At 70.7% G+C, this 22,102-nt stretch carries 19 protein-coding genes; 9 read left to right on the top strand and 10 right to left on the bottom strand.

Going from position 1 to position 22,102, the window contains the following annotated elements:
* Positions 1 to 7: 7 nt before the first annotated feature.
* From ACFQ4H_RS09305 to ACFQ4H_RS09295, 3 genes are read right to left on the bottom strand one after another with little or no spacing between them, the layout of a single operon-like run.
* Positions 8 to 2,410, bottom strand: coding sequence for a TPR repeat region-containing protein (locus ACFQ4H_RS09305; RefSeq protein ID WP_377569246.1), 2,403 nt, complete (start codon positions 2,408 to 2,410; stop codon positions 8 to 10).
* 3 nt (positions 2,411 to 2,413) lie between these two features.
* Entirely contained in the window at positions 2,414 to 3,523 is a 1,110-nt protein-coding gene (locus tag ACFQ4H_RS09300) for a hypothetical protein (protein WP_377569245.1), read from the bottom strand.
* Between the two features lie 60 nt (positions 3,524 to 3,583).
* Complete coding sequence (locus ACFQ4H_RS09295) at positions 3,584 to 4,357, bottom strand: WXG100 family type VII secretion target (protein ID WP_377569244.1); 774 nt, start codon at positions 4,355 to 4,357, stop codon at positions 3,584 to 3,586.
* Between the two features lie 191 nt (positions 4,358 to 4,548).
* Between ACFQ4H_RS09295 and eccCa the strand changes: the two genes are divergently transcribed.
* The 8 genes from eccCa to ACFQ4H_RS09255 all read left to right on the top strand — a co-directional run bounded on the left by eccCa (position 4,549) and on the right by ACFQ4H_RS09255 (position 13,159).
* Complete coding sequence (eccCa, locus tag ACFQ4H_RS09290; RefSeq protein WP_377569242.1) at positions 4,549 to 8,517, top strand: type VII secretion protein EccCa; 3,969 nt, start codon at positions 4,549 to 4,551, stop codon at positions 8,515 to 8,517.
* Between the two features lie 223 nt (positions 8,518 to 8,740).
* A complete protein-coding gene (locus ACFQ4H_RS09285; RefSeq protein WP_377569241.1) occupies positions 8,741 to 9,097 on the top strand; it encodes a WXG100 family type VII secretion target in 357 nt (118 codons plus the stop codon).
* Between the two features lie 24 nt (positions 9,098 to 9,121).
* Positions 9,122 to 9,424, top strand: a complete 303-nt coding sequence (locus ACFQ4H_RS09280) for a WXG100 family type VII secretion target (protein ID WP_377569239.1) — start codon at positions 9,122 to 9,124, stop codon at positions 9,422 to 9,424.
* Between the two features lie 117 nt (positions 9,425 to 9,541).
* On the top strand, positions 9,542 to 9,865 hold the full coding sequence (locus ACFQ4H_RS09275) for a hypothetical protein (RefSeq protein ID WP_377569237.1): 324 nt from the start codon (positions 9,542 to 9,544) through the stop codon (positions 9,863 to 9,865).
* A gap of 4 nt (positions 9,866 to 9,869) precedes the next feature.
* On the top strand, positions 9,870 to 11,120 hold the full coding sequence (locus ACFQ4H_RS09270) for a PPE domain-containing protein (protein WP_377569236.1): 1,251 nt from the start codon (positions 9,870 to 9,872) through the stop codon (positions 11,118 to 11,120).
* Positions 11,117 to 12,442 carry an alpha/beta hydrolase gene (locus ACFQ4H_RS09265; RefSeq protein WP_377569234.1) on the top strand — a complete coding sequence of 442 codons (1,326 nt, stop codon included), beginning with the start codon at positions 11,117 to 11,119 and terminating at the stop codon, positions 12,440 to 12,442. Before ACFQ4H_RS09270 ends, ACFQ4H_RS09265 begins: the two co-directional genes overlap by 4 nt.
* Positions 12,439 to 12,846 carry a hypothetical protein gene (locus tag ACFQ4H_RS09260; RefSeq protein WP_377569232.1) on the top strand — a complete coding sequence of 136 codons (408 nt, stop codon included), beginning with the start codon at positions 12,439 to 12,441 and terminating at the stop codon, positions 12,844 to 12,846. Before ACFQ4H_RS09265 ends, ACFQ4H_RS09260 begins: the two co-directional genes overlap by 4 nt.
* A 97-nt stretch (positions 12,847 to 12,943) precedes the next feature.
* Positions 12,944 to 13,159 (top strand): hypothetical protein, encoded by a 216-nt coding sequence (locus ACFQ4H_RS09255; protein ID WP_377569230.1) that lies wholly within the window; start codon positions 12,944 to 12,946, stop codon positions 13,157 to 13,159.
* Positions 13,160 to 13,193: 34 nt separating this feature from the next.
* Here the strand turns inward: ACFQ4H_RS09255 and ACFQ4H_RS09250 are convergent, their stop codons facing one another.
* From ACFQ4H_RS09250 to ACFQ4H_RS09220, 7 genes are all read right to left on the bottom strand, one after another.
* Positions 13,194 to 14,480, bottom strand: coding sequence for a S8 family serine peptidase (locus tag ACFQ4H_RS09250; protein ID WP_377569228.1), 1,287 nt, complete (start codon positions 14,478 to 14,480; stop codon positions 13,194 to 13,196).
* Positions 14,477 to 15,763, bottom strand: coding sequence for a sensor histidine kinase (locus ACFQ4H_RS09245; RefSeq protein WP_377569227.1), 1,287 nt, complete (start codon positions 15,761 to 15,763; stop codon positions 14,477 to 14,479). The genes ACFQ4H_RS09250 and ACFQ4H_RS09245 overlap by 4 nt, the downstream gene beginning before the upstream one ends.
* Before the next feature lie 222 nt (positions 15,764 to 15,985).
* Positions 15,986 to 17,581, bottom strand: coding sequence for an alpha/beta fold hydrolase (locus tag ACFQ4H_RS09240; RefSeq protein ID WP_377569225.1), 1,596 nt, complete (start codon positions 17,579 to 17,581; stop codon positions 15,986 to 15,988).
* A gap of 138 nt (positions 17,582 to 17,719) precedes the next feature.
* Positions 17,720 to 18,283 (bottom strand): hypothetical protein, encoded by a 564-nt coding sequence (locus ACFQ4H_RS09235; protein WP_377569223.1) that lies wholly within the window; start codon positions 18,281 to 18,283, stop codon positions 17,720 to 17,722.
* Positions 18,284 to 18,351: 68 nt separating this feature from the next.
* Positions 18,352 to 19,008 carry a response regulator transcription factor gene (locus ACFQ4H_RS09230; RefSeq protein WP_377569221.1) on the bottom strand — a complete coding sequence of 219 codons (657 nt, stop codon included), beginning with the start codon at positions 19,006 to 19,008 and terminating at the stop codon, positions 18,352 to 18,354.
* 4 nt (positions 19,009 to 19,012) lie between these two features.
* The gene (locus ACFQ4H_RS09225; RefSeq protein ID WP_377569219.1) at positions 19,013 to 20,170 is read right to left on the bottom strand and encodes a sensor histidine kinase; all 1,158 of its coding nucleotides are present in this window, start codon (positions 20,168 to 20,170) and stop codon (positions 19,013 to 19,015) included.
* Positions 20,171 to 20,340: 170 nt separating this feature from the next.
* The gene (locus ACFQ4H_RS09220) at positions 20,341 to 21,270 is read right to left on the bottom strand and encodes an alpha/beta hydrolase family protein (RefSeq protein ID WP_377569218.1); all 930 of its coding nucleotides are present in this window, start codon (positions 21,268 to 21,270) and stop codon (positions 20,341 to 20,343) included.
* Between the two features lie 154 nt (positions 21,271 to 21,424).
* Here ACFQ4H_RS09220 and ACFQ4H_RS09215 point away from each other — a divergent pair, with 154 nt between their 5' ends.
* Positions 21,425 to 22,012, top strand: a complete 588-nt coding sequence (locus ACFQ4H_RS09215) for a TetR/AcrR family transcriptional regulator (protein ID WP_377569216.1) — start codon at positions 21,425 to 21,427, stop codon at positions 22,010 to 22,012.
* Positions 22,013 to 22,102: the final 90 nt, after the last annotated feature.

Raw genomic sequence — 22,102 nt, 5'->3', positions numbered from 1 at the left:
TCCGGTTCTACGGTCGCCGCCCCTGCACGTCGTACTGGATCGACTCGCGTGTCTGGGTGGCCAGGTTCTCCAGGTACACGTAGTGCGCCGCGGTGTTGTAGGCGTCCAGGTAGTCGGCCCGCCCGGCATCGGCGCGAGCCCACCGTACGGCTTCCTCGGCGGCTGCGCCGTGCATCGACCCGACCGGTACGTTCGGCGCGTTGCCGCCGTTCCGTAGTTCGTACCCGGCCAGGTCACTCGCGGCCGTGTACACGGCCCCGTTCCCGGTGAACTGTGGATGGTGGAAGACGTCGGTCGGCAGGCTGGTCGGGTGCACCACGGCCGGTGCCTGCATGGCTCCGGTGATCAGGTTGCCGGCCTGGCCGACCGCGAAGCCGGCGAACAAGCCGACCTGCGGAACCGTACCCGCGCCGAAGCCGACCACGTCCTTGACCGCGTTGGCGATCGCCATCTGCCGGGTGTACGCCTCCTGCGCCACCCTGGTGGCCTGTTCGGCGTCGGAGACGTTGGCGTACCAGATGGCGTTGGCCGCCGCCGCGTTGGTGAGCCCGTCGACGTTGCCGGCGTACCGGCCCGCCTGTTCCATCGGGATCGTCCCGGCGTCGGCCTGGCGGAGCAGGTACTCCTTGTAGAGGTCGGCACCCGCGCTGATCTGGTCGCGCCCGCCCTGGGTGGTTTCGGCCAGCATCAACATGTGTCGGGCGTCGGTGCCACCGATGTGCCCGGCCCGGGGATCGGTGTCCAGTCCGTCCAGTGGTTGGGCGTACAGGTCGAGGTTGGGCACGGTGGCTCGGGCGACCGCCTCGGAGAAGTGCGGGTTCTCCCGCATCCCGGCCATCATCTGCTGGTACACGGACGGGTCGGTCATGGTCTGGGTGAGGTCGACGTACGCGCCGCGGGCCAGGTCGTGTCGGGTCGGATCGGCGGTCCCGGCACCGATCCAGTCGACGACCCGGCCCGCGGCGCGACCATCATCCGCCCACGCGAAGCCGCTGAGGTGGCTCAGCGTGGCGGAGTCGCCTGCCAGCGTGGCATTGGCGACGTGGTTGCGGGTGGACACGTCGAGCATGGAGGACAACGTCGCGTCCACCCGCGGCTTGTCCCAGAGCACGGCGTCGTTGGTCGACACGTAGTACCCCGGGTCCGAGGGCTTGAGTCTGGAAATGTCATCGAGCCGCTGGGTGACGTCGGCGATCTCGCCGACCCGGCGGGTCATCGCAGCGGAGAAGTCGGCGCCGCCCACCATGTTCCGGTCTGCGGCGCTGGTGAACTGCGACAACGCCTCCCACTGGGCATACTGCGGCACGTCGAGCCGGTTGGTGTAGACCGTTCCACCGAGCACCCCGGTCAGCGGCTGGCCCGATCCGCCGGAGACCTCACGGGTGAACCCGAACGAGTCGGTGCCGATGTTGGTCTCGGTGGCGGCGCGGGTGAACACCAGGTCCCGTACGGCGGCGGGCAGGTCGGCCGACTGCTGCGACAGGGCCAGGATGCCGTTGCCGACCGTACCGAGCATCGCCTGCCGGTCGGTGGCGTTGAACCCGGGCGCGGTCTCGCCGAAGAGCCCGAACAGGCTGGTCTGGTAGCGGTGTTCCGACGCGTTGATGTAGCCGGGCAGGTCGAACAGCCGGTCGCCGAGTTCGGCGTAGAACGCGGTCAGGTACGCCTTGTCCGCGGCCGACGGCGGGTTGCTGCTGCGCAGCCGGTCGGTGACCGTACCGAGTTGGGCCATCGCCTGCCGGAACCCGTCCGGCGAGGAGTCGCCGTCCAACGCCGCCCGTACGGCCTGGGCGGCAGCCCGCCCCTGCTCGGTCGATGCGGTCATCTGGGCCGGGGTGGCCTGGGCGCTGGGTGCGTCGAGTTCGGCGGCGACCCGGACCAGTGCGGTGCCGAGGGTGTCGTACAGGCCCCGGACGGCGGCCACGGCCTGCTCACCGAGTTGGCGGGCCTGCCGGATCAGGGCCATCATCTGGTTGCGCGGCACCGCGCGGGCGTAGGCGACGAGCAGTTGGGCCGAGTTACGGAACTGGGTGATGACGCCGTCGGTACCGCTGGCCGCCGACCGTAGTGCACCGGCCGCGTCGTCGAGCGCGGCAGCGTGCCGGCGCAGCCGGGCCTCGGTGCCGTCCAGCCCGGTGGTGACCCGGACGGTGGCAGTGCCGTACGCGTCGTACGCCGCCCCGGACCAGTGCGTCGCCAGCTGGGACCGTTGCCGGTGCAGGTCGCTGGAGACCCCGGCCGCCTGGTCGGCGATCGACCGGTACGACTGGGCCACCGCGCACAGCCCGGTGGGGTCCCCGGTCATCCGGCGGCGGTACTCGGTGAGCACCTCGGCGTACCGGTTGAGCAGCCCGGACAGCGCACCCGAGAGGTCCAGGACGAGACTGCCCGAAAGCGACGCGGTGCCCACCGGTCAGCCCACCTTGACCGAACCGTCGGCGTCCACGCTCACGTCGGCTTCGACGGTCTGCCCGCCGGAACTGGCCGACACCTCGATGTCGAAGGCACGGCCGGTGTCGACCGGTACCTCGACGGTCACCTTCAGGTCGCCCTTGCTGGCGGTGATGGTGACGTCGTTGTCGCCGTCCGAGCCGCCGGGTGCCGGCGTCGACCCGCCGGTGTCCCCCGGGGTCGGTACGACGTTCACCCCGCCGTTCGACGGGGTGTTGCCCGCCGGGGTGTTCGGCAGCGTCGACTGGCCCCGGTCGACGGCGACCCACTGGTCGTTGCCGCCGCCCAACGCCGGGGGCAGGTAGTTCGTGAGCGACCCCCCGCCGGGGTAGCCGCCGCCGGAGAAGTTCGGCATCCCGCCCCCACCGGACGTTCCGCTGCCGCTGCCGAGCGCCCACTGCCCGGCGCCGGTGGCGACGCTGCTCATCGGCGGCGGCGAGGTCACCGGCGCGTTCGCGATTCCGGTCGGCACGGTGGCGCCGGTCGACGATCCGCTGTCGTTGTTCTTGGAGAACAGCTCCTCGACCTGGGTGACGATGGTGGCCAGGCCGGTGAGGATCCGGCCGAGGTTGGTGGCGCCGATGGCGGTGAGGATGCCGCCGATGCCGGTGAGGAACGCCTTGAGGATGCCGGTGGTGCTGACCGCCAGGGCCCGTCCGGCCGCCCGGGTGTACGGGTTGGACATCAACGCCGCGACGGTCGGGTTGATCGCGCTGACCACGGCCCGGTACGCCGCCTGCGCGGTGGTGATCTGGGCGGCGGCCCCTTCCAGTTCACGGATGCCGTTGGTCACCGTCTGGATGATCTGCTGGAACGTGCCGAACGACTTGGTGAGCTTCTGGAGCACCGACTCGCTGGCCGAGCCGGCGGACCACACGTCGCGCAACTGCTCGCGGGCCCGTTCCAGGTCGGCGAGGAGGGTGATCAGCTTGGCGACCCGGGTGGTCAGCGCGGCGGCGTGGGCGAGGATCGCCGCCGGGTCACCACCGACGATCGAGGGCAGTGCGACGGTGCTGGGCCCACGGCCCCCGGCTGCGGCGTCCATCGCGCCCGAGTTGGGGATGTCAAACACGGCGCACCTCTCTCGGCATCACGTCGTCGCTGTGGTTGGTCGGCACAGCGGGATGGTCGTTCACCACAGCGGGGTGGCGTCGGTCATCGGCCGGTAGACCCGTACCCGCCCGAACTGCGCGGCCGAGCCGACCGCGCCATGGTTGTAGAGCTGGCCGTTCGCGCCGGCCACGCCGATCACCGGGCCGGAGTCGCCGACGTACGGCTGCACGACCACCACGTCCCCGGTGTTCACCACGCCGGAGACGTCCCGCCCGCTGCCCGAGTAGACCGCCAGCAGACCGACGCGTTCCTGGTTGGCCGGGCTGCGGTCCAGCCAGTCGGCGAAGTCGCGGGCATCGGTGAACGTGACCTCGGTCAGCGGCCGGTTGGCCAGGTCACCGAGTCGTGCGTGGGTCAGGTAGTCGAGCACGTTGCCGACCGAACCGGGTTCACCGTTCGCCCCGGCGCTGTCGTTGATCGCGTATCCGGCCAGTGCCGCCCCGGCCGGCTCGCCGCCGCTGGTCACCGGCCCGGCCAGTTCGCCGACCCGGCCACCGAGCGCCGCAGCGACCGCCCGGTCGGCAGCCTCGTAGTCGTTCGCGCTGCGGTGCACCAGGTCGTTGACCTCCTGCAGCAGCTGCAGCAGCGTGCGCATGGTGCCGACGAGCTGACCCTGCATCGCGATGTTCGCCGAGGCGACCGGCGAACCGATCTTGGCGAACTTCGTCGGCGCCAGGGTCAGCGCCTCCAACTCCATCACCGTGCTGTAGACCTGCAGCAGGATGCCGACGACATTGCCGACAACTCCGCGTACGGCATCGGGCCGCACGTTGTACGAAGAGCCTGCCGTCATCGTTCGCACCTTCCCGATCACACGGACCAGCCGTACGGGGCGGGGCGAAATCCCTGCGTCCGCACGGTTTCCGGATGGTTGCGGGCCATCGTAGGTTGGTGCGCGCGACGCTCTGTACGGCAAAACTACCCACGACATGCCCTGTCGAAGTAACCACGAGTTACCGACACACGCCCTGCCGAGGAGGCTGGATGTCGATCGACATGTTCCGTCGCCGGGCCGTGCTGCCCGAACCCCCGCGCGGCGAGATCATGCTCCAGGCACCACCGGCCCTGCCCCGGGGTTCGGGTCAGGGCGGCATGCAGCTGATGTTCATGCTGCCGATGATGCTGGGCATGGGCGCCATGTCGTTCGTCTACATCGGACGGTCCGGCGGCGCGATGACCTGGATCTTCGGCGCGCTCTACCTCAGCGCCATGGTCGGCATGCTGGTCATGGGCCTGTCCCGGGGCGGTGCGTCCAAGAAGGCACAGATCAACGACGAACGGCGCGACTACCTGCGCTACCTCGGCGGCCTGCGCGGGCAGGTCCGGGAGGTGGCGACCCGGCAACGGGAGGCCGCCCTCGCCGCCCTGCCCGAACCGGCCGACCTGTGGTCGTACGCCGGCACCGAACGGCTGTGGGAACGGGCCCGCACCGACCCGGACTTCGGACGGGTACGGGTCGGCACCGGACCACAGCGCCTGGCCACGGCACTGCGTGCCCCGCAGACCGCCCCGCTGGAGGACCTCGACCCGGTCGCCTCCACCTCGCTCCGGCACTTCATCCGGACCTACGCCACCGTCGCCGACCTGCCGGTGGCCGTTTCCCTACGCTCGTTCCGGCGGATCACCCTGGCCGGCGACCGGCCGGAGAGCCTGGACCTCGTCCGGGCCATGCTGGCCCACCTGGTCACCTTCCACTCCCCGGACGACCTGCGGGTCGCCGTCTGCGTCGCGCCGGACCGGCAGGACGCCTGGGACTGGCTCAAGTGGCTGCCGCATTCCGTACACCCGGGCCAGGCCGACCCGAGCGGACCGACCCGACTAGCCGCGCCGACCCTCGCCGGACTGGCCGCGCTGCTGGCCGACGACCCCGCCGAGCCGGGATCCCGGGGTGCGTTCCGGCCCGGTGCCCGGCCCGAGGCACCGCACCTGCTGATCCTGATCGACGGCGGGTCGACGCTGCCCGACGCGGGACTGGACCCGGCCGGCGGCCTGGCCGGCACGACCGTCCTGGAGTTCGGCGGCTCCCCGGGCGACGGGGCCGGCACGCTCGACCTGGTCATCGCCCAGAAGCACCTCGGTATGCGTACCGCCGACGGGGTCTCCCTGGTCGGCGAGCCGGACCGGCTCAGCGTGGCCGGCGCCGAGGTGGTCGCCCGCCAGCTCACCGCGCTGCACACCGGCGCGCCGATCCGTACCGACCAGCCACTGGCCACCACGTTCGGCCTGTCCGACCTGCTCGGTATCGGCGATCCGCGCCACCTCGACACCGCCGTCACCTGGCGGCCCCGCGCACCCCGCGACCGGCTGCGGATCCCGATCGGCGTGGACCCGGACGGCCGTCCCGTCGACCTGGACCTCAAGGAGTCGGCCGAGGGCGGCATGGGCCCGCACGGCCTGGTCATCGGCGCGACCGGCTCCGGCAAGAGCGAACTGCTGCGTACCCTGGTCACCGGCCTGGCGGCAACCCACTCCTCGGAGACGCTGAACCTCGCGCTCATCGACTTCAAGGGCGGCGCGACCTTCGCCGGCATGACCGACCTGCCGCACACCTGCGCGGTCATCACCAACCTCGCCGCCGACCTGACCCTGGTCGACCGGATGGGTGACGCGCTGCGCGGCGAGACCGTCCGCCGGCAGGAGCTGCTCCGGGCCGCCGGCAACTACGCATCGGTACGCGACTACGAGCGCGCCCGCGCCGAGGGTGCCCAGCTCCGACCGCTGCCGTCCCTACTGGTGATCATCGACGAGTTCAGCGAGCTGCTCTCCAGCCGCCCCGAGTTCATCGACCTGTTCGTGATGATCGGCCGACTCGGGCGCAGCCTCGGCATCCACCTGATGCTGGCCTCACAGCGGCTGGAGGAGGGCCGGCTACGCGGCCTGGACAGCCACCTCAGCTACCGGATCGGGCTGCGGACCTTCTCCGCCTCGGAGAGCCGGGCGGTGCTCGGCGTGCCCGACGCGTACGAACTGCCCTCGGTGCCCGGCTCGGCGTACCTGAAGCACGACACCACCACCCTGCAACGGTTCAAGGCCGCGTACGTCTCCGGCGAACTGCCCCCGGAGCAGGCCGCGACCGGCACCACCGACGTCCCGTACGAGCGGCGCATCCTGCCGTACCGGCTGGCCCCGCTGGAACTGGCCGAGTCGGCCGCCGACGCCGGATCCGGGACGGCGGACCTCGCGACCCCCACCGGGCGGCTGGCCGCACCGGCCGGTGAGACCGTGCTGGACGCGATGGTCGGCCGGCTGCTCGACAAGGGTCCCGCCGCCCACCAGATCTGGCTGCCGCCCCTGGCCGACCCGCCCAGCCTCGACCAACTGCTGCCCCCGCTCGGCCTCGACCCGGAACGCGGCTTCTGCCCGGTCGGCTGGGCCGGAAACGGTCAGCTCACCGTGCCGCTGGCCATCGTGGACAAGCCGTACGAGCAGCGCCGGGACCTGTTCTGGGCGGAGCTGTCCGGCGCGGCCGGGCACGCCCTCGTGCTGGGCGGACCGCAGAGCGGCAAGAGCACGCTGCTGCGTACCCTGGTTTCCGCCCTCGCCCTCACCCACACCCCGACCGAGCTGCAGTTCTTCATCCTCGACTTCGGCGGCGGCGGGCTGTCCACGGTCGCCGGCCTGCCGCACGTCAGCGGCTACGCGACCCGGATGGACACCGAGAAGGTACGCCGGGTCGTTGCCGAGCTGACCGTGCTGCTGGCCGAACGGGAGCAGCTGTTCGCCGAACACCGCATCGACTCGATGTCCACCTTCCGTCGGCAGCCGCCACCGGCCACCGACGGTCGCGCCTTCGGGGACGTCTTCCTGGTCGTCGACGGTTGGATGACGCTACGGCAGGAGTTCGAACCGCTGGACGAGACGGTCACCACGCTGGCCGCCCGGGGCCTCGGCTTCGGCATCCACGTCGTCCTCTCCGCCAACCGGGCGATGGAGATCCGCCCGGCGCTGCGTGACCTGATCGGCACCCACATCGAGCTGCGGCTCGGCGACCCGGCCGACTCGGCGTACGACCGCAGGGCCGCCGCCAGCGTCCCGCAGCGGTCCCCGGGTCGTGGCCTGACCAGCGAGAAGTTGCACTTCCTCGGGGCCCTGCCCCGGATCGACGCGGGCAACTCGGTGAGCGACCTGCCCTCCGGCGCGGCCGACCTGGTCAAACAGGTCGACGCCGCCTGGCGGGGGACCCGCGCCCCGCAGGTACGGCTGCTGCCCCGGCTGGTGCCCGCCACCGACCTGCCCGGACCGGCGTCCGACGACCGGCGGGTGCCGATCGGCCTGGCCGAGGCCGACCTCGGGCCGAGCTATGTGGACTTCGACGCCGACCCGCACTTCATCGTCTTCGGCGACGTGGAGTCCGGAAAGACGAACCTGCTCCGGGTGCTGGCCCAGCAGATTGCGGCACGCTATCCGGTGAGCGACGCCGCGATCGTCATCGCCGACTACCGACGCGGTCTGCTCGATGCGCTCAGCGGTCCACACCTGCTCGGCTACGCCGGTAGCGAGCCGGTCCTCACGCAGCTCATCGCCGAGGCCGCCCAGGGCATCCAACGTCGGATGCCCGGCCCCGAGCTGACCGCGGCGCAGCTACGCGACCGGAGCTGGTGGACCGGACCGGAGCTGTTCGTCCTCGTCGACGACTACGACCTGGTGGTGACGCCGACACGTAATCCGTTGGCCCCGCTGCTGGAGTTCCTGCCGCAGGCCAAGGACGTCGGGCTGCACCTGGTGGTGACCCGACGCACCGGCGGTGCCAGTCGTGCCCTCTACGAGCCGGGCATGCAGCGCCTGCGGGACCTGGGTACCCCGGGTCTGCTGCTCTCCGGTCCCCGGGACGAGGGCGCACTGCTGGCGGACGTGAAGCCGAGCATCCAGCCGCCCGGCCGGGGGCAACTGGTGAACCGGCGTACCGGTGTCTCGCTGGTCCAGGTCGCCTGGACCGGACCGGACCCGGCATGACCGACACCCACCGCCTGACCAGTCAGTCCGGAGCTGCCGTCCGGGCCGCCCGGCCGCCGACGCCGGGCCGGCTGGATTTTTTCTCTGGGCCGTGTGGGTAATAGTGCCGTGTCCTCGGCGGGTAGTTGTGCCGTACTAACAGGGGGTCACGCGTACCTAACATCCCCAGCGTGTACGGCGCCGCGAGCCGGCGCGCCACTCCGCCTGAAGGAGGTGAACCGACGTGGCCAGTCCCGGATTCAAGAGCGATGCCGCTGCGATGACGCGAGCGGTCAGTGGGTTCGACGAGGCCGCGACGAACGCGGCCCGGACCATGACCGAGCTGGAGAGCGAACTCGTTTCGGTGCTGAGCCGGTACTCCGGCAACCAGGCCACCGCGTTCTGGCAGCTCCAGAACCGGCTACAGGAGAGCATGCGGGTCGCTGCCCGTGAACTGGAGACCATGTCCGGCTTGGTCAACCAGAGCTTCCGCAACTACGACACCGGCGACTGGACCGTCGCCGACTCCCTCAAGGGCCTCGCGGGCGCCGTCGGCGAGGGCAGCAGCGTACTCAACCGTCTCGCCGGTGGGCCGGCCTGACCTGCCCGGATGGGGTGATGTGAGATGACCGCCGATGTGATCAACGTCGAGTTCGCGGGGCTACGCGCCGCAGCGGACTCGCTGCACGTCAAGGCTCAGTCGCTGAACAGCCACATGGACCAGCTGCACACCAGCCTGGGCCCGATCAAGGAGACCTGGTACGCCTCCGGCAGCTCGGCCGGTCAGTCCGCCGAGCAGTCCGAGACCCGGCTGCGTGCCGCGCTGTCCGAGATCATCACGATCATCGGGCAGTTCTCCGCGAAGGTGAACGAGGCGCACGACGTCCAGTTGGCGCTGGAAAACCGCAACGCCAGCTACTTCGCCTGAGCAAGCCTGGCGGTGGCGCGGGGTGGGTTGGGCCCCCTCCCACTCCGCGCCACCGTCGACCACGCATCGGCCCGATGACGGTCCTGCCGATGGGCTCCGAGACAGGAGAGCGCGACGATGTCCCAAGAGGAGTCGTTCCGGGTCCACCTGGAATCGCTGCAGGAGTTCGCCCGTGAGCTGGAAACCCAGCTTGAGGCGATGCGCAAGCCGACCGACAGTCTGGGAGCGCTGCGCGTACAGCCGGTGCTGCTGGGCGACTTCGGCGAGGCGAACTCGCTGAGCGGCCGGCACCGGGCAGCAGCGGAACAGATGCACGAGTTGCTGCACACCGTGCGGGAGGCCATCGCGTTCGCCAACGACGTGACCCGCATGATCGCGCACGGCTACTCCGACTACGACAGCGGTGTGGCTACCTCCTTCCGCGGGCACGGAAAGGGCTGAGACGATGCCGGGCAACCAGAACCACAGCCGGGTTCGCAGCGACTTCAGTCAGCACAGTCACCAGGAACTGGTCCGGATGCTCTACGCCAGCGAGCCGGAGACGGTGGTGGCAGCGGCCCGCGCCTGGGACGCCGCCGGAAACTCACTGCACGACCGGGCCGGGGACGTCGAACGCCAACTCCGCGAGTTCGAGGAGTGGTGGGACGGCGGTGCGGCCCGCCAGTACAAGAGCATGATCAACGACCTGACCTCGGGCATCCGGCGGGTGGCCGACACCGCGTTCGCGGTCCGGGACCTGACCTACTCCTCGGCCGACGCGCTCGAAACCGCCCGCAAGGCGATGCCCGCCCCGCAGGCCGTACCCGATCTCGCCCCGTCGGTGATCGCCGCCGCGACGACCCCACTCATCCTGCCCGTGGAGACCCCGCCGGCGACCGTCGAGGCGCTGCACCGGCAGCAGTCGGATGCGATCAACCAGGTCAAGGCCCACCAGCAGGCCCAGGCCGCCGCCAACGCGGCCCACCAGCAGGCGGTACAGGTGATGACCACGCTGGCCGGGCAGTACACGGTCGCCGAGGACTCGATGCCCGTCGCGCCGACCGCCGCCAGCCGGCCGACCACCGTACCGCCGGACACCCAGCCCGCGCCGGGGTCGCCGACGCTGCCACCGGTTCCCCAGCCCGGGGTGCTCCCGTCGGACGGAACCACGCCGGATCCGACCAAGCCGGTCACCCCGACCACCCCGCCACTCTTCAGCACGATGTTCACCGCCGGCCTCGCGGCGGCGTCGGCGGCGCTCGGGGGCCGGTTCACCAGCATGTTGCCGAGGCTGCTGCCGGGCAACAAGACCGACGACAAGAAGCCCGCCACCAACCTCAAGGACACCTCCCTCGGCACCGGCGGCGCAGGCGGCGGTGGTGGCGGTGGAGGGTTCGGCGGTGGCGGTGGCCCCGACAAGACACCGGTAGCCAACCAGGCACTGGCCGGACAGCCGAACGCGCCGGTCGCCAGCGGACTCGCCGGTGCCGCCGGGATGGCTGCCGCAGCGGGTGCCAAGGGCATGGCCGGCGGCTTCATGCCCGCCATGCCGTTCGCCCCGATGGGCGCGGCCGACGCGGCCGGCGGCCGGCGGATTCCCCCCTGGCTGATCGAGACCGAGGACGTCTGGGGTGAGCAGTCGATGGTCACCCCGTCCGTCATCGGTGAGGACATCGAGCCGGCCCAGAACCCGACGAACAACCGGCCCTGGTCATGACCGCCACCGGTTTCCGGGCCGTCCCGGCCGCACTCGACACGGCCGCCTCCGAGTTGACCGGCGGAGCGGACCAGCTGAGCGCCGTACGGTCCAGGTTCTCCACACCGGTCGTCGCCGCCGAGGCGTTCGGGCTGCTGCCACAGTCCCAGCGGGCGTTGCAGGCCCACGGCACCAGCCTCCAGACCAGCACCGCCGAGATGGAGGCCGCCACCACCGGCACCCGCCGGTTGGCGGCCGGGATAACCGCCTCGGTGGCCAACTACCGGCAGGGTGACGCCCGGGTCAGCCAGAACTTCCTGAGCCTGCTGGGCGGAGCGAACGCGCAGGCCCAGGCCAGCCGGGGTGGGTCGGCACCGGCTGGATCAGCCCCGTTCGCCGACCGGATCGCCGCCAACCGTCAGGCAATCAGCGACGCGCTGACCGCCGAACGGCAGCGCCTGGCCGACCTCAAGGCACAGTTGGACGGCCCGCCGTACCACCGGGACCCCGCCGCCGAGCGCTTCATCCGCGAGGACATCGAGAAGTCGCAGGCCCGCATCGACCTGTACGAGAACGTGCTCTCCGAACATCGCAAGATCCTGTCGTTCGACCCGTCCGGTGACGGCTCGATGGTCGAACTGGTCGGCGACATCGGGCCCAACACCCGCAACGTCGCGGTGTTCGTACCGGGCACCTACTCCGAGCTGGCCACCTTCGAGCGCTACCACGACACGATGGCCGGTTTCGTCGACGCGGCCCCCAAGCGGGACCTGGCGGTCGTCCTGTGGATGGACGGCGACCTTCCGTCGAACCTGTTCCCCCAGGCCCCCTCGGCCCGCTTCGCCGACGACCTCGGACCACGCCTGGCCGACTTCTCCCGCGAGCTGCGGACGGAGATCGGCGGTTCTGCGGCGGCCGGCAACAACATCCAGGTCACCTACGCCGGCCACTCGTACGGCGGCGCGGTGGTCGGCACGGCCGAGCAGTTCGGGCTGGACGCGAACCGCGTACTGCACATCGAGTCGGCGGGCATGGGGCACAACGTGGACGGTCCGGAGGATCTGCGTCCGGCCCAGTCGAACGTCCAGCGGTACTCGATGACCGCACCCGGCGACCCGATCGCCTGGGTACGGGACGTGAACATCTTCAACTGGGGCCACGGCGCCGATCCCGACGAGTTTCCCGGTGTGGTCCGGCTGGAGACCGGCAACTACCCCGACGGCCGGCCGCTGGAGGGTAAGGCGGCCCACTCCGACGTGCTGATCTACCACTCCGACGCCTGGTGGAACATCTACAACGTGTTCACGGGTGGCGCTGTGGTACCGGTAGCGTCGACGCCGTGATGCCACCACCGATCGACTTCGAGCCGCTGACCGCCGTCGCCGCACCGCTGCGGGCCGTACTGGACGGCATCGCCGCCCACTTCGGCGAATCCCGGATCAGCCGGGACGAGCAGATGGAATGCGACCCGTTCCGACCAGCGGGTACGCCGAGCGAGTCGGTGCGCTGGGAATACAACCTGCGGGTGGCCGCCGCACCCGGTGCCATCGAGCTCCTGCTGACCGAGGTGGTTCCCGCGCTGGTGGCGGAGGGCTGGCGGAGCACCGACCGCAGTAGCGATGCCGAGGTGGCCTACCAGTTCCAGCGGGACGGGGCCAACCTCGGTGTGCACATCGCCCGGGACGAGACCGGGGACGTGGTCGTGGGCGGCTCCAGCCGCTGCGTACCGACCACCCAACAGTATTGATCTCGGATGTCGCCCGCCGGTTGGGCCGTGGTCGGGTAGCGTCACCGACGTGAATCAGCCTCCTGTTCCGATGTCCACCACGGACACCATTCCGCACATGTCAGGTCGCACGGTGGCACACAGCGGAATTGTCTGCTCACATCCAGCGCGTTCGATCGCCGAGGCCTACCAGGGAATAACGGACGCGGCAATCAGCAATGGCTTCCACGCTGTCGTCGGCGTACGGTTCATCGGCAACAAGTACGCATTCAACAGTCCCCTTTCGGCCGACCACTTCATCCAGGCGTACGGCACGGGCATCGCCTGGCATTAGCAGTCGGTGGGGTCGCCCCGCACCGGGCCGCCCCCTACGGTCCGGGGCGCCAGCCACGAGCCCGGCCCCGGCGCACGACAGCCGTACCGATGCCGACGGCGAGAGCAGCACCGAGTCCGGCCAGAACCAGGGCAACCATGCGGCCGTCCAGCTCGTTCTCGTTGGTCGGGCGGGCGGCAGCCACCAGCTGCGGGGCATCCTCCCCGGTGCCGGCGGTACGGCCGACGCCCTCCTCGGTGACCGCCCGGTACGGGTCCACCATGCCCCAGCCGAGCTGGGGATGCCGGCCGGCGGTCGCCACCCGGCTGGCGGTCCGCTCGATCCGGGTCACCACCTCGGGCGCGCTCAGCCCCGGCCGGTACGACCGGACCAGTGCCGCGGTGCCGGCCACGTACGCCGCTGCGTACGCCGGGTCGTCGACCGGTGCCGCATGGCCGACCTTTCCGTCCGTACCGGCTGCCAGGCTGACCAGTCCCCGCCCCGGTGCGGCCACCCGTAGATGGTCGCCGGCCTCGGGCGAGATCGCCGCACCGTCCGGACCGAACGCGCCGACCGCCAGCACGCCGGGCTGCGCGGTCGGATAGCTGATGCCGCCCGGGTTCTGTGCCCCGGGCGCGGCCGGCGAGACCACGACGACGTCGGCGGCCAGTGCGCGATTCACCGCGGCCCGCAGTCCGGGGCTGTCGGTCGTGGCCGGTACGACCACACAGATCACCTGGGCACCGCCGGAGACCGCAGCATCGACGGCGTCGGCCAGCCGGCCCGGGTCCACCGCGTTCTCGCCCTGCCGGGTGGCCTGCGTGTAGCGCACCGGCAGCACGGACACGCCCGGTGCCAGCCCGACGACGGTCGTCTGGTCGTTCGGTACGGCGGCGATGAGACCGGCGGCGAAGGTGCCCCGCCCGTCGCAGTCGTCGTCCGCCCCCCGCCGTCCGGCCAGCACATCCCTACCGGTCTCCACCTGGCCGGGACGGAACTGGGCGTTGTCGGCATCCACCCCCGTGCCGAGTACGGCCACCCGTACGCCCTGTCCGGTCGTCAGCGGCCAGATCCGGCGTGGGCCGAGCAGCTCCACCGCCCACGGGGTACCGGTGGTGTGCACACCGACCGGCCTGGCGCAGCCGGCCGGGACAGCCGCCAGGACCGGGGCAGCCGCCAGGACCGGGGCAGCCGCCGACACCGGAGCTGCCAGAACGGGGGTAGCCGCGAGGACCGGCGCGGGTGCGATCGCGGTCCAGGCCAGTACGCCGACACAGCCGAGTACGGCCCCGGGTAGGGCGGCTCGGAGCGGCGCCGGCCGCGAGCGCCCGGCCCGGGTCACGCCGGTACCCGCAGGGTGACCCGGGTGCCCCGGCCCGGCCGGGACTCGATGGTCCCTTCCCCGCCGATGTCACGCAGTCGTGCCGCGATCGACTCCCGGATGCCGAAACCACGCCGGCAGGTCAGCATGTCGAATCCACGTCCGTGGTCGCGGACGACCACGACCACACCAGCGTCGTCCTCGACGACCCGGACCACCGCGTCCCCCACTCCGGCGTGCTTGACCACATTGCCCAGCGCCTCCCGTACCGCTGCCAGGACGGCGTTGCGGGCGAGGCGGGACAGACCCCCACCGGCTCCCGCCGCCACCGTCAACTCGACCCGGAGCCCCTGGGTCGCCAACTCCTCGGACAGTTCGGCCAACGCCCCGGCCAGCGGGGTGTCGTCCGGTCCACCGGTCTCGGTGAGCATCCGACGCAGCCGGGCGGCCTGGGCACGTGCGGCACCGCGCAGCTCGGCCAGGGCGGCACGCGGTTCGGTCTCGTCGGCCGCGCTCTGTAGGGCGATGGCCTCCAGGGTCTGGAGGACCGTGTCGTGCAGGGTGCGCAGCAACCGGTCCCGCTCGGCGTCCCGACCGGCCCGCATCCCGTACAGCATCGCCAGGTGGACGCTCAGCCCGCAGACCACGAGCGCCGCCACCGCCACCACCGAGGCCAGACCGAGCCAGAGGATCCGGCCGACCACCGCAGCCCCGGACGGGCCCGCGCCGATCGTGGCGGCGGCCAGTTGCACCGGTACGGACAGCAGCGCCGCAGCCAGCCCGCCGAGCAGGCCGTACGCCCCGGTCACCAGGGCAATCGTGCCGGCCAGGTAGGCCAGGAAGAGTTCGGCGTACGGCGTGGTCGCGCTGATCAGCACGCTGACCGCGTACCCGAGGCCGAGGTCGACGAGCACGACACCGCGTACCCGACCGAAGTCCACGGTCGGGTGCCGGTACGCGGAGGCCAGCGCGGCGAGGTTGCCGGCCAGCAGCAGTGTCCCGGCGGGCAGCAGCCAGGCCAGCGTGGCAAGGTCGACGTCGGCCGCCAGGGTCGCGGGCAACGCCAGCAGTACGGGCATCGCCAGCAGCACGAGCACCCGGAACGCCAGCGCGCCGAGCAGTAGGCTCCGGAACGCCTGACGGTGGATGGTGGCGCAGGCGGCGGTCCAGGACGGGCCGGTCTCGGCCAGTGGCCGTCGTCGGGTGAACAACGGCTCGCGGGTCATCCGCCAGAAGCCCGCGACCGCTCCCCGGGTGAGCATCGCGAACATGGTGCCGGTTGCGCCGACGCTACCAGCTGTCATCGGGCTCTCTCCGCCCCGCTACCCCGGTCCGCACCTGACTCAGCTCCTTCGCACCCACCGTCCGGGCCGCTCGTCGTGGTCGGCCCGAAAGAGGAGACGCCGTCAGTTTTCCGGACCGGTGACCGGTCAGGCAAGAGGAGATCAACGTGAATTCCCGGCTACTCACGGGTATACGGAGAGTGGAGGTTGGAATGACTTCCAACCTCCACTCCGGTCAATCAATTAACCCCACATGCGGGGTGCGATCGGAACGACTGGAAGTTGCTTTGTCAACCCGTTAGCCGGTTCCACCGCCGGGCAGTGTGTACCGGAACTGGGCAACCGAGTAGTGATCAGATAATTGTCGGTGGCCGACACCACGCACGAGCTGTTCTTGAAGTAGGCGCCGTGCCCCCACCCGTCGTAGTGCAGTACCCGCACCCCGCTCTGCCGGGCCGCGGTCATCGTCCACTCGTACGGGGTGGACGGGTCGTAGCGGCTGGTCAGCATCAGCACCGACGGTTTGCCGCTGAGGCTCAGCGGACCGTGCGGGTTGCGGTGCAGGTCCTCCAGCCCGACGCAGGAGACCGGCACCAGCCAGCCCAGCGGTGACAGGGTCATGTCCGGTGCGACCAGCCGCAACGCGGCACGGTAGCCGGCCAGCTCCGCCGCGCTGCGTACCGGCAACCGCCAGTCGTGGCAGAGGATCAGCAGGGGGTCGGGAACCGCCGCCTGCCCGCCCCGGGCGGTGACGGTCGGCGTCGACTCCGGAGCCAACCTGGCAACGGCGGCGGTCGGTGCAGCATCGTCGCGCAGCACGACGAGCAACTCGGCCAGGCCGCGCCACTCCGGCCCGTACAGCGCGCTCGTGACCACCCTGAGCAGCAGTATCGGGGTCACGGTGAGGTCCGTACCCGGGTAGACCACACCACCGGCCGCGACCTTCGCCCGGACCTGGCGGAAGACCTGTCGTACGTCCTGGCCGTGCAGCACGCACTCGGTCGAGCGCTGGCACCAGGCGACGAACTCGTCGAAGCTCTCCTCCACACCGGTGGCCTCGGTACGCATGAACCGCCATGCCGAGCTGATGCTGTGGTCCATGTTGCTGTCCGCCACCAGGGCGCGGACCCGGTTCGGGTAGCGCTGGGCGTACTGCTGGCCGATCAGGGTGCCGTAGGAGACCCCGTAGTAGGTGAGTCTGGAGTCGCCCACGGCGGCCCGGATCGCGTCCAGGTCCTGCACCACGCTCAGGGTGTCCAGGTAGCCGAACACCGGCCCGGTCAGTCGCCGGCAGTCCTCGGCGTACACCTGGTTGAAGCGCTTCAGCGCCGCGAATGTGGCGGGCGTGGTGGGAAACTCGGCCGGCGCCGGCAGCGACGGCACCGCCGGGCAGAGCAGCGGGCTGCTGGCGCCGACGCCACGCGGGTCGAAACCGACGATGTCGAAGCGTTGCTGGAGATCGGCGGAGGGGAACGCGTGGTCGTACTTGACCACGTCGACACCGGAGCCCCCCGGCCCACCGGGGTTGATGACCAGGGAACCGATCCGGCGGGCCGGGTCGGTGGCGGGCCGACGGGCCAACGCCAGGTCGATGGTTCCACCGTCGGGTCGGTTCCAGTCGATCGGTACGGTGAGCGTGCCGCACTGCACGCCCGGCGCATCGGCGCAGGGCTGCCAGTCCACCCGGGTCGCGGTGCGCTCGTCCAGCCCGGTGTTGCCGGGTACGACGGCAGGTTCCGGCGCGGCTGCCGCCACCGGCGCACCGCCCAGGACCGCTGCCATTCCGAGCATCGTCGCGCTGGCGAACGCCGCCACTCTGGTACGACTTCGTGACGCCAACAGAAACTCCTTTCCCCCACGGCCGGGATTCCGGCCGTCCCGGACGACCCTGTCAGCCATCGACCGCCGCCACATCGTGCTGAGGTCGCATTCACCCCGCATACCCCCATTGCAATTCCGGGACGGCGCGCTAGGGGATCACCCTGACACTGACGGCTCTTCCGATCGGCGGATCGCCCGGCGCGGCCACGACGACCGCACTCCCAGATAGAGGAACGGGAGCAGCAGGAGAACGTCCGCCACGTGCGCGATCAGCGGCTCGCGGGTGATCCGACTCAGCGGGAACGCCAGCGCGCCAAGCATGATCAATACCCCTACGGTCCTCGGGGCGTGGCGAAGCCTGGCCACCATGAACCCCAGCGCGAACAGGGTGGCGGGAAACAGTGGTCCAGGAATCCAGTACAGCGACACGGCCGTGAGCGGATGCTGGTTCAGTTGCACAATGGCTTCGGCGTGCGACACATCGAATAGGCCTTCGTAGATGCCCTGGAATCCGAATGCGAGTCCGCCGACGGTCGCGAATACGGCCACCGGCAGTGCCACCGCGACGTATCTCGGCGCGTTGACCTTCAGCCGGTCGTACAGTCCGATCAGGCCGATGAGCCACAGCCCACTGGAGAGCACGATGAGCGTGCCGGCGACGATGCCCTGACTGTCGTCTTCCCAGAAGAAGCCGGCGAGTAGATTGATCGCCGGACCCAAGATAAGAAACATGATCCGAAGCTACGAACAACTGACGCCCGGGAAATCCGTCAGCTACGGACGGTCGACTACCGCGGACGCGGTAGGCCCGCCAGCCCACTGCGGTAGGCGAACACCACCAGTTGGGCCCGGTCCCGGGCGCTGAGCTTCACCATCGCCCGGTTGGCATGGGTCTTCGCCGTCGCCGCACTCATCCCCAGCCGGTCACCGATCTCGGCGTTGGACAGGCCGTCCGCGACCAGGGCCACCACCTCCCGCTCCCGGGAGGTCAGGGTGTGCACCCCGGGAACGGGCGGTCCGCCGGTGAAGGACGCGATCAGCCGTCGGGTCACGGCCGGGGCCAGCAGGGCATCACCGGCGGCCACCACCCGGACCGCACGCCGCAGTTCGTCCGGTTCCAGGTCCTTCAGGAGGAAGCCACTGGCACCGGCGCGAAGCGCGGCGTACACGTACTCGTCGAGTTCGAACGTGGTCAGCATGACGACCCGTACGCTCGGCAACCGGTCGTCGGCGAGAATGCGCCGGGCCGCGGTCAACCCGTCGGTGCCGGGCATCCGGACGTCCATCAACACCACGTCCGGCCGGTGCACCCGGGTCAACGCGATCGCCTCGTCCCCGTCAGCCGCCTCGGCGACCACCTCGATGTCCGGGGCACGTTCCAACAGCACCCGGAAACCGGCCCGGACCAGGGTCTGATCGTCGGCCAGCAGAACCCGTACCGTCATCTCGTCATCTCGTCATCTCGTCATCTCGTCGGTCCGTCGTCCCATCGGTCCGGCAGTCTGGCAGCCACCCCTGGACCTGGAAACCACCCCTGACGACCGGTTCCGCCCGCAACCACCCGCCGAGCCCGGCCGCCCGTTCCGCCATGCCACGTAACCCGTTTCCGGGCGGACCGGAGGCACCCCGCCCGTCGTCGCGTACCGTCAGCAGCAGTCCCGCCGGCCGGTAGTTCAGCCGTACGTCGATCCGCTGGGCGTCCGCGTGCCGGAGCGCGTTCGCCACCGCTTCCTGCACGATCCGGTACGCCGTCAACTCCACCACCGGGGACAGTGGACGGGGCTGTCCGTCGTACACCACCACCGCTCCGGTCGACGCGGCCAACTCGGGCAGCCGGTCGAGGGTCGGTGCGGGCGGCTCGGGTGGTGCCCCGTCCGCGATCGCTTCGCCGGTCGGTGGTGGCCCGTCGCGGATCGTCGCTACCGCCGCCCGCAGTTCGTTCATCGCCTCCCGGGTGGCCCGACGTACGTTCTCCAGGGCCGCCCGGGCCTGGGCCGGATCGTCGTCCAACACCTCTGCTGCCACGCCGGCCTGCACGTTGACCACGGCCAGGGTGTGGGCGGTGACGTCGTGCAACTCCCGGGCGATCCGCATCCGTTCCTCGCTGACCCGAAGTTCGGCGACCCGGTCCCGATCGGCGGCCAGCAACGCCAGCCGGGCCCGCCGACCGCGTACCACCTCGCCGAGCAGCAGCATCGACACGAAGAGAATGGTCGAACTGTCCAGTGTCGTGTCGAGCAGTCCCACCCGATTGATCAGCATCCGGCTGTAGGCGTCGATCACAAGAAGGGTGCCGGCCAGCACCAGGCCGGCCCGGCGTCGGGGTGCCACCGCCACCGAGTACAGCGCCACCCACAGCGGCACCGCCGGCGCACCGCCCGGGTATTCGAGCACGTGGTAGAGCAGGAACAGACCACCGACCAGGGCCAGCACCCCGGCGGGCCACCGCCGCCGGGCCAACAGGGCCAGGGCCATCAGCACGCCGATCAGGTACGCCCACTCGTCCGGCGGCCGGTCCACCCCCGTCACCGTCGCCACCGAGACCCGGTACACCGTGATGCCGCCCGCCCCGACCGCGAGTGCCACGTCCACCAGCCACCGCCGCATGACGGAACTGTACGAATCGACCGGGGCTGCTACGTACTACGAACGCGGTATGCGCACGACGGGCACCGGATGGTGCCGGTCCCGTCGAAGCTGGGTTCCGCCGACCGGGCAGGGTGGGCGTTGGCCGAACCGTTGCTGCCGACCGGGCGGCCCGTGGCCGGATCAGCGCTTCACTTGGAGTCGATCCGGCCCAGTGGATCAGCGCTCTGCATCAACTCGGTGCTTGCCACGGCCCAACTGACGTCCGTGGGATAGAGCGCACTGCGCAGGTAGGCCCACGTGATCCGCTGGATCAGGGCGACGCGTTCGGGGTTTTCGTCGGTCGTTTCCGTGACGGTGTAACCGGCGATTCCGCCAAGGGAGTGTTCTGCCCCGAACAGGGTGAGCAGGCTCTTGGGGCCGGGGCTCAAGTGGTACGGGTCGGCGAACCAGTCCGGTCCCCGGAGGGTCAGGGCGGACTGGTCCCGGTCCCCTGCGATGACGAGAGCCGGCGTGGTCATGTCGGCGAAGCTCGGGCTCATGAAAGGAAAGTGTTCGGCGGCGAACGGACTCAGGTCGGCTCCACCCGTGCCGGTCGTGGACAACAGCACACCTGCCTTGACCCGTGGGTCGGACATGTCCTCGCCGGGGACGCCGTCGGCATCGAGAACCCGTGCGCCCAGCAGCGCGCTCACCGTCTGGCCACCCCAGGAGTGTCCGGCTGCGGCGATGCGGCCTCGATCGAGGCGCCCACGGAGACCGGGAACGGCAGCTTCGACGACATCGAGTTGATCGAGGATGCGCCTCAGGTCCGCGACACGGAACCGCCAGATCTCGGGGTGGCGGGGATCGTCGGGCGTGATGTTCAGCGTCCTGGAGTCGAGGTGCGTGGGCTGAACCACCACGAAGCCGCAGGCCGCCCAGAAGTCGACCAGCGGGGCGTAGCCGTTCATCGACCAGCCGAAGCCGTGCGAGAAGACGATGACGGGTAGTTCATGCCCGGCCACGGGGGCCGACACCCGTACCTGTAGGTCCTCGCCACGGCCGGGTGCCGGTAGCACCACCGGACTGACCGAGACGACCGGGGTAGGCGCGCCGACGCCTTCGTTGGGGTGGGACATGGGTGTCTCCTTGAGGGGTGAACCGAGTTGGTGATGCGCGGCTTGGACATGCGACGCCTGCCCTGACATGATGAACAAGCGGAACCGCGTTCCGTTAAGACGATACGGAACATTGTTCCGCTTAGCAAGTTGTGCGACGGAGGTAGTGACGGCAGTGGCCGGAACAGACAGCGGATCGGGGGCGTCAGCCTCACGGAAGCGCGCCGACGCCCGGCGCAACGAGCAGACCCTGCTCGACGCCGCTGGCGCGGCTTTCCTCGCCGCCGGCGTCAATGTGCCGGTACGTGACATCGCCGCCAGGGCCGGCGTCGGCGTGGGCACGATCTACCGCCACTTCCCGACCCGAGCCGATCTCGTCGTCGCCGTCTACCGGCACCAGGTCGAGGCCTGCGCCGAGGCAGGTCCAGCCCTGCTGGCGACCAGTGGCACCCCGCACACCGCCCTGGCTCGATGGATCGACCTCTTCGTCGACTTCCTGGTCACCAAGCACGGCCTCGCCGAGGCACTCCAGTCCGACGATGCCACCTTCGAGGCCCTGCACGCCTACTTCCTCGACCGCCTCGTCCCCGTCTGCACCCGGTTACTCGACGCCGCCGCCACCGCGGGTGAGATCCGCCCCGGCGTGGAGGCCTACGAACTGATGCGCGGCGTCGGCAATCTCTGCATCGGCGCGGGCCGCGACCCGCGCTACGACGCGCGCCGCATGGTCGGGCTCCTCGTCGCAGGATTACGCCTCGACTAGCGAGAAGCCCTGGCAAGGTCGGCCACGACACGTCCAGCCGGACATTCACACAGACCAGGCTTCGCGGATCGCTCTACAATGAGCGCCTTC

The sequence above is a fragment of the Micromonospora sonneratiae genome (assembly GCF_042679305.1).
Taxonomy (GTDB): domain Bacteria; phylum Actinomycetota; class Actinomycetes; order Mycobacteriales; family Micromonosporaceae; genus Micromonospora_H; species Micromonospora_H sonneratiae.
Note: the sequence above shows the minus strand (reverse complement) of the source record. Positions and strands in the feature narration are given on the sequence as shown.